The sequence below is a fragment of the Microbacterium sp. CH-015 genome, from assembly GCF_049707015.1.
Classification (GTDB): Bacteria; Actinomycetota; Actinomycetes; order Actinomycetales; family Microbacteriaceae; genus Microbacterium; species Microbacterium aurum.
The window spans coordinates 1-8,058 of the sequence record NZ_JBNAFJ010000020.1; the positions used below are offsets into that span (position 1 = coordinate 1).

Consider the following 8,058-nt stretch of genomic DNA (forward strand, 5'->3'; position numbering starts at 1 on the left):
CCAGAAGACCGACGCACCTCATCGTGCTCGGCGTGTCGCCGCAAGGGATCCAGGATGGAATAGCCGGTTAAGAGGGACGTGCCCACCGCGCCCATGGACTGGGTCACCTTGAGCTGCTCGCAGAGTGCTGCGTAGGCTTTCGACGCGTAGACCGAGCCGTGGTCGCTGTGGAACACTGCGCCGGCCAGCGATCCGCGGTCGCGCTGCGCGCCGCGGAGAGCGCCTTCGACGAGTTCGGTGCGCATGTGGTCGGCGACCTGCCAGCCGGCGAGCTTGCGCGACCCGAGGTCGATGCAGGTCGCCAGATACAGGTTGCTGCCGTCCGCGATGGGGAGGTAGGTGATATCGCCGACATACCTGCGGTTCGGCTCCCCGGTGCTGAAGTCCCGCCCGATCAGGTCGGGGAACTTCCGTCCGGACTGGTCCGGGATCGTCGTCTTCACGCGCCGCCGCAGCCGAATCCCCGCGAGCTGGTGCTCCCGCATCACCCGCGCGACCCGCTTGCGGTTGATCCTGTCACCGGCAGGCACGCCGTCGTTGAGGTCGGCGGTGATGCGCGGCGCCCCGTAGGCCCGGTCACCACCCTGGGTGGGGTCCTGCAGCACCCGGATCCGCGACGCCAACGCCGCGTCCGCGGCCTGACGTTCGGCTCGCCCTGGCGCGGCTTCCAGCCACGCGTAGAACGAGGACCGGGCGATCTCGATGACCTCACACAACCGCTTCACGCCGTAGGCGTCCTTGTGGTCCTCGACGAACTGGAAGCGGTTCACCAGTTCGTCTCCGCAGCGAAATACTTCGCCGCCTGACGGAGGATGTCCCGCTCCGTCTCGAGCTTGACCCGCTCCGCTCTCGAGACCGCTAACTCGGCTTCCAACCGGATGATCCTCGCCGCCTGCGACTCCGACCGCACCGACACCGGCGGCGACACCGAACCGGCCGCAGCGGTCCCGGATCCGAGCTTGTCGACCCATTCCTTCAACGCACCACGGGAGATCCCCAAATCGGCCGCGATCGCTTTCAGCGTCGCGCCCGGCGTGGACTCGTACAAATCCACCGCACGCTGCCGGAACTCGTCCGTGTAGTTCTTCCTTGCCATCCCTCAGATTCTCGCTTCCCCAGCATCGTGCTGGAATCAGCGTGTCCAAGATCAGGGGTCAAGCCCCGTCCTTATGACGCCAGAGCATATCCACGTGAACAGCTTCATGTACGAACCGATCCTCGACATGTCGGACGAACACCTCGCGCAGTTGCTATCGGACGTAACGGCGCTCGCTTCGCGGTAGCCGCGGGTGAGCCCTTCTGGACGACGCGAATGGGCGAGAGAAGATGACCCCAGCGCGCCACGGCCACTGCGCTGCGCGGCGGGCGATCCTCGACTCGGTGGACGGGCGAGTTCACCCGCCTCCGAAGCATCAACCGCGACTACCCCGATGTCAGTTCCTTCAATGCCGCTTCGGCATCAGCGAGTGGAATGCGCTCCTGCTCGATCCTCCGGAATTCGACGTCGCCCGCGGTCGCGACGCGCATAGCACTCCTGCTCTTCCTCAGTCAGATGAGGAAGGCGGCTGCGACTGCCCGTGAGCACATCGCCGTGTTTGTCACGATTGACTCCCAGGTGCCCGTACTTGGGACTGCTGCACTAGTGGGGACAACTCATCTGGCTTGCACGAAGCGGCCCGCTCACCGGGCATCGCCCGGATAGGGATCGGGTGGCGGATCAGGCGTGCGGAGCGATGGAACTTCGATACTCAGCGGCGGCCGGTTCCAAGGCGAACTCCAGTACTTCCACGTTGTGCTCCCTGAGTGCGCCGAGCACCTGTTCCGGGGTTGCTCTGAAGTACTCGCGCCTGAGGTTCACCTTGTTGAGTCGCTTCTCCGCGAACTCCTGATGGAGCATCGTTTCGATTGCGACGGCGTCGTCCGCGAAGAAGAGGGCATGCACGTCGAATCGGAACGGAACCGAGGCATCCCCAAGCTCGTTCACCCGGTCCATTGGATCGAGTCGCCGTGTGAGTCCGATCTTCACTACGTCGGGTCCGAAGGCGCCGATATTGCTGATCACGTAGACGTATCCGGCGCGGATGTTGGCTGCGCGGTAGTCGACATTCTCGATTGCGTGCTCGACATCCTCAAGCTTCGCGCGGAGTCGCTCGGCGCCCTCGAGGTCGCCGTTTGCCTGGAGAGCGGCAAGGGCGTTCAGGTAATGCGCGCGTTCTTTCTGGAGACGTTCCTTCTCGCGTGCGAGTTCTTGCTCTGCTTTCTTCTGCTCTCGAAGCTCATCGCGACGAGCGCGTTCCAGTTCTTTCTCCACCTGCAGGGCCTGAAGGTGTCGGCTTGCGAGTTCCAGCTCCTTCAACCGCAGACGGTGGTAGCCCGACGTGATGCGGAGATCGATCATTGTCCCCAGCCGTTCCACTTGGGTGGACACGGTTGAAAGGCGCTTCTGGGCGGCGTCAAGGTTTCCTGCGCGCACAGTCTTGATGCAGTTCTCGGCCTCCGCGTTGTACGCGCGGAGTAGCAGTTTGGACATGTCGTTGACGAACTTCCTGCCCTTGGCTGCACTGTTGTTGAAGGTGAAGTTCGATGCCGCGACGGTCGCGTCGCCGGTCCGCACGAGCTGCTTGATCTCGGAGCGCACCGATTCGAGCTCGGTCGCGAGCGCGACCGACGATTCGGCAGGATTCTCGAAATCGAACAGACCGTACTCCTGCAAGTTCGCGGTATCGCGAAGATTGACGATCTCGTCCTGGACCTGTGACCGTTCGACCTCGCAGGCACGTGCTTCAGCCTGGACCCGTGCAAGCTCCTGCTCGGCGGCCGCGATCTGGTCGTGAAGGGCTCGTTTGATCTCGTCGAGCTGGCTGACGTCGTTGAGGCCATACTGCGAGATGAGTGCTTCGAGTCGTTCGTTCTCGGTGATCAACGACTCGGCCTGCTTCTTGGCGCCGAAGAATGAGACCTTGCGGGACTTAGCGTCAGCTTCTACCGCGGCGTGTTGCACTGGCGGCGTCACCGCCGCGGCGGTGACGTGAGCAGCCGCAGATTCGCGAGCGCTCCGACGTGACGCGGGCGCTTCGACGATGGTGGATTCCGTCGCAGCCGGCGCCACGGTGGGCATGGGGTCGGTGCTCTGAGACCCAGCACTGAAAACGTGCGCCGTCCATTCGGTACCGTTCCAGTAGCGTCGCTCGTGCCTGCCGGTGGGATCCGGAAACCAGTCCGCCGCGATCTCGGTGGTGTTGCTCATCTGCTCCCCATCATCGGATGCCATCCTCGTCGTCGAGTTAGCGTCGAAACCCCAGTACCGGCGCCAACACTGAACCTATCAACGCGAGACGACACGGCTAGGTGTCAGCGCATGGTCATTGCAAGAGGCGGGACACCTTCCGGTCGCCGTCCTCGCGCACGCACAGGTCCCGTAGTGGGGTGATGCCCGCAAGGGGATGGTGTTGCGTGCGCGGCGGGGGCCGTGCTCTGTCCGGCGTCGGGCATATCGTGTACCTCGAGCGAGTGGGCCGTCTCCACCTCAGATGGGGCGATGTGGGACCCCCGCATGTGATGTTGGAAATACCAAGGAGGGCGTTGTGGAGGCCGAGCAGGATCGAGTCGTCGACATACAGGAGGAAGTCTCCGAGTGGCCCATTCTGAAGGTGGCGCGTGCGAGACAGCTCACTAGCGAACTCAATGCCTCCATGAGCCTTTGGCGACACACGCTCGGGAGTGAGTCTCGTGCTGTGCTCAGCCAAGATCGTAGAGACGTCGTTTTCTACGCGCGAATTGCGCACGAGCCACCGCTCTATGAATGGTCTCTGCTGTTCGGGGACATCATCCACAACTACCGAACCGCGCTAGACGGTCTCGCGTGGGGCCTAGCGCACCTCGATGGCAATGCACCCGCACAGGCCGTCGCCAAGCGTGTCGCGTTCCCGTTCGCTACGACGCGCGATGAATGGCAGCGGATCATGCGAACGACGCTTGCCAGCGTCCCGCTGTTCATGCTCTACCGTCTCGATTGCGTGCAGCCCTATCACGGCGAGAACGCCGTCGAAGGCATCGGCGTTCTCCTCCATGCCCTCGACATCATCGATAAGCACAAGGCTTCGATAGCGACGGCTCTCATCGCCGCTGACAAGACGAGCTTTGGGACTAAGTTTCGTCCCGTCGACCCCGACGCCGATCTCTCGGATAGCTCCTCGCTTGGCGAATTCGAATGGGTCGCGCCAGAATCTGGTCTCCGCGACGGCGACGAGGTGGCCCGGATCAAAGGTTCGGTGCCCCTACAGGACGTTTCCATCGATACTTTGCCGCTTTCATTCACGGTCGAGCTCAACGGAAAGCAAGAGGACGCCCACAAGCTCCTCGATCTGATCGACAGGCAGGTCTGCGCGACGTTTCTCGTTGTGGAACACGGCCCAGACTCTCAGGAGTGGATCACCTGGATCCGGTCCGTAAAAGAGATGCAGGGCGAGTAGCCGGCCATGTGCATACGAACTGCACGGTCGCAGCAGTGTGACTCGAGCTGAGTTGTCTGCACTCGGGTCGCAGTCGCGGCTGCAGTTGATCTGCCGGACTCAGCAGTGCAGCTATGCCCTTCCGAGAGCGGATCGACGCGGGAATCGGTCAGTGCTGCGGCGGTGCCCGGAGACTCTACAGCTCGGCTGACCTCGGTGGAATGGGACCGTGTTTGCATCGCCATCGCTTGGGTCCGGGGGCTCGGGGAGGTACCCGTACCGATCTCGCGTCGCGAACGTCTCGGCACCCCTTCCGGGCACCGCCCGATACGGGATCGATTCGGAAGGCCGGCGATGACGAGTGTGATGTCTACATTGCCAGAAGGGCCTGAACAACCCAGAACGTGGCTGCCACGAGCAACGGGACCAAGAGCGCGAGCCCGATCAGGGCGCCCACAGCAAGTTTTGTGCCTGCGAGCAACTCAATCTCACCGGCGCCGAGAGCGGCTTTGCTGATCGCCGCGCGAAGCGCTTTGCGTCGTTCGATCTTGCCCGCTCGAACGACTCCTACGCCCGTCAGAATCGCTATTGGAAGAACGACCACCCAGCAGCAGAGGATCAACAGGGCGATCGCGATAGACAGGAAGTAGGTCACAACTCGCTCGAGTGAGTTGAGCGTTGGTGACGTTAGATCAGTGGCGATTACCGCGCCGACGTACCCACCGAACGCAAGGATTAAGGTCCCGGTGAGCGCCTTACCCGCCGACGCGAGACGTGCCGCGAGAAGCGACCGCTCAGCGAATGGGGCTGGGCGAGGCAGCTTCGCGGCGATCACGATTGCCAGCACGGCGAATACAACAACGCTAGCCACGACGACGAACGATAGGAGTGAAACGCCAGGCTCGTAGAAGCCGAACGACGCGGCCACCGTGCAGGCGATCAACGCGATCGCAAGAACCACGACCATGCGCGCGACAGCTTGCGACGTGCGCCGAGCAACTCGTGTTTCGTTCACAAAGCTGATTGTTACAAGTACCCGCGACATCTCCCCTCCTCAGCGGGTACACGGTGCCCGCTACCGCGCAACGCCCGGAAGGGGATGGCCATGAGGCGCCACTCAGATGACGTCACCGTCAAAGGCGATCTGCAGCCGATAGTCGTCCAACGCCCGACCGACCTCGACCAGGGACCCGAAACTATGAGCGCGCACACCCCAACGCGCACCGCTAAACATCCGCGCCAGATGCTCGAAATACGGTCGGTCGACCACGCCGAACGAATGCCCGTAGACCAACACCCGTTCCACGTTGGGCGACATCCGATCTGTGTACGCACGCAACGATTCGAGCTGGTAGGTCTTCTCGAACGCGGCAAGCCGATCAGCGATCGCGCCATAGGCGCGGGAGCGATAGAACTCGAAGTTCTCCTCGTCATCCCACTGGCGCAGGGCGGCGTTCTCTCGCAGAGAACCGGGTGCGTACCCGAGGATGAGTGTGGACACGCCCACCTCCCCGTGCAGATGCAGAACGCGGGAAGGGTCCACGCCGTACAAACGCTCGAGCGTGTGCGTGTAGTTGAACGTCAGGAAGAAGTCGTCGGCACCGAACAGGGTACAGAACTTCCGTTGCGGCTGAGTGTCCGCGAGTTTGGCATCGGCGTTCTCCGCAAACGACACGAGCGGGAACCCAAGAAGCTGTTCCGCTTCGTGGATGATCGCGTCCCGGTCGCTCTCCCGAACGGAAGCGAGATCCGGAGGCCACGACTCCAAGTGCTCCAATGCGTAGTCCACGTCTAGTTCAGCGAGGCTCTCCTCGACCCTCGACCAGGAATCTCCTTCGATCCCGTAGCTCTCCCATTCTCCGGGGAATCTCTCCGCTCCGATGACGAGGTCCTTCAGGTGCGGATCATATTTGGTCGGTAGGCCGTGCTGAAGATCGAACCCGTTGCCCAGTACGAACAATGTCGCCACGCAACATCCTCCGTTCACTGACCTGACATCCGCCGGCAATCGTACAGATCCCGGAGGCGACTCCAGCGCCCCGCGGCTCACTACGAGGGCAGCCCAACCAGCGCCGAGGTCCCCTCGGCTGAGGCGCGGCCTCGGAAAGGCGGGTGACACTGAACGCGACTACTCATGGCCCATCCGCTCAACGCGCATTGCACGTATCGGGATCCGACCCGATCGTCGGTCGCCAATTGCACACGCTTCAGGTGGTTCGCAATCGACGAAGATGGTGACTTCGAGATGAACCGACGTGAGGCTGACGCTGTGACTGCAACTGCGCCCTTGGTAGTGGCTTGTGATGAGTCCGGCAACGACGGCGAGAATATGCTCTCCGGGCGATCGACGGTCTTTGCCCACGCCAGCGTGACGCTGTCGCCAGACCACGCTGCCGAGCTGATGGATGAGATCCGCGCACGCACGCGCAGCCAAGCCACGGAGCTGAAATCGAGAACCATCCTCCAGCCCCGGCACCAGGGCGCGGCGAAGTGGCTGCTCTCGCACCCCTCGATCGAAGGTAGCGCATCCGTGCACCTCACCCACAAGAAGTACTTCGTCGTTTCGAAACTATTCGACTCGACGGCGGAGGAACTCGCACACGAACTTGGGGAAGACATCTACGAGACCGGCGTCGCGCTGGCGGGCGCGAACCTCCTCTTCTTCCTTGCGCCACAGAGCTACGGGACGGAGTGGGACAGGCTCCTTATGACTTTCCAGCGCTTCATGCGAGCGGAGGATGTCGTTCAGGCGCAGGAGTATCTGGCTCGGTTGATCCGAAGCATGGTGGAATTGCTGGCCGATGGGGACGCGCTCGCAAGAGATGTGCTGGGCACAGTGTTCGCCGGATTCGGCCACCTCGGGTCATTGTCGAAGCTGCAGCTCGGTGAGGGCGTCGAGGAACGCCTTCGTACGATGGACCCGCTCATCTCCGCCGTCGGGGCGGCGGTGCACTTCTGGGCGTCGATCTCCGGCCGGCCGGTGGAGCTGGTCCACGATGCCGCAAAGGTGCTAACCCCGGTGAAGGTCGAATGGGCCAAGCGGTTTCTCGCTCACCCGGAGGGCATTGCTCCCTCGCGACAGGGCTTGGCCAGCGAGCTGATTGATGTCCGACTCGTCAACTCGCAGGATGATCCGCGTGTCCAAGTGGCTGATCTGATCGCTGGCATCGGTCGCATCGTCGGAGAATCGATGGTGCATGAGCAGCAGCATCCGTTGGGTCTGAGCCTGGCCCCGATGGTGAGCGGCGCAAGTCTGTGGCCCATACGGGAAAACATGAACGTCGAGAAGGCTCGTGAGGCGATGCTCTCGCAGTTCTAACCGCGCTCGGCACTTCGTATCGTCGCGCCAGTTCGTTACTAGTTGCCCCGCAAAGTACCCCGAGGGGCCTGGCTTGCGCTGGCATCCCCTGCTTGTCGGATCGGCGGGTCAAGAGTTGTCACCCGCTCCGTATCGCGTCGCGACTCGCCCTAACGCCCGCCAACCGCGTGGCTTTTGTTCGGTGCTCGTCTCCAGGATCTTCGACGCCCGTTAGCTGTACTTCCCCGGGAGGTTGTGAACGGGTGAGGTAGGCGAAGACCTCCGGGCAGGATGTGGGTTACCACACTC

At 62.7% G+C, this 8,058-nt stretch carries 5 protein-coding genes and 1 pseudogene; 2 read left to right on the plus strand and 4 right to left on the minus strand.

Annotated features, from left to right (window positions below; genetic code table 11):
• Positions 1–74 precede the first annotated feature (74 nt).
• Both ACPYN4_RS15290 and ACPYN4_RS15295 read right to left on the minus strand, forming a co-directional pair.
• A pseudogene (locus ACPYN4_RS15290) lies at positions 75–1,096 on the minus strand (IS3 family transposase); the annotation flags it as partial.
• Between the two features lie 621 nt (positions 1,097–1,717).
• Positions 1,718–3,247: a DUF4041 domain-containing protein gene (locus ACPYN4_RS15295; protein ID WP_281652647.1), complete on the minus strand. Its 1,530-nt coding sequence runs from the start codon at positions 3,245–3,247 to the stop codon at positions 1,718–1,720.
• Between the two features lie 337 nt (positions 3,248–3,584).
• On the opposite strand from ACPYN4_RS15295, the gene ACPYN4_RS15300 reads away from it, so the two are divergent.
• Positions 3,585–4,472, plus strand: a complete 888-nt coding sequence (locus ACPYN4_RS15300; RefSeq protein WP_281652646.1) for a hypothetical protein — start codon at positions 3,585–3,587, stop codon at positions 4,470–4,472.
• Positions 4,473–4,821: 349 nt separating this feature from the next.
• Here the strand turns inward: ACPYN4_RS15300 and ACPYN4_RS15305 are convergent, their stop codons facing one another.
• Entirely contained in the window at positions 4,822–5,418 is a 597-nt protein-coding gene (locus ACPYN4_RS15305; RefSeq protein ID WP_424446848.1) for a hypothetical protein, read from the minus strand.
• A gap of 150 nt (positions 5,419–5,568) precedes the next feature.
• Positions 5,569–6,420, minus strand: a complete 852-nt coding sequence (locus tag ACPYN4_RS15310; protein ID WP_424446849.1) for a bacteriophage abortive infection AbiH family protein — start codon at positions 6,418–6,420, stop codon at positions 5,569–5,571.
• A 165-nt stretch (positions 6,421–6,585) separates the two neighbouring features.
• On the opposite strand from ACPYN4_RS15310, the gene ACPYN4_RS15315 reads away from it, so the two are divergent.
• Complete coding sequence (locus ACPYN4_RS15315) at positions 6,586–7,770, plus strand: DUF3800 domain-containing protein (RefSeq protein ID WP_281653030.1); 1,185 nt, start codon at positions 6,586–6,588, stop codon at positions 7,768–7,770.
• The last annotated feature ends 288 nt before the right edge of the window (positions 7,771–8,058 follow it).

What these genes read in the sequence shown, in the direction of transcription:
- ACPYN4_RS15315 (WP_281653030.1), top strand. Translation starts at nt 6,586, where the DNA reads ATGGCCCATCCGCTCAACGCGCATTGCACGTATCGGGATCCGACCCGA.
- ACPYN4_RS15305 (WP_424446848.1), bottom strand. Translation starts at nt 5,418, where the DNA reads ATGGTCGTGGTTCTTGCGATCGCGTTGATCGCCTGCACGGTGGCCGCG.
- ACPYN4_RS15295 (WP_281652647.1), bottom strand. Translation starts at nt 3,247, where the DNA reads ATGAGCAACACCACCGAGATCGCGGCGGACTGGTTTCCGGATCCCACC.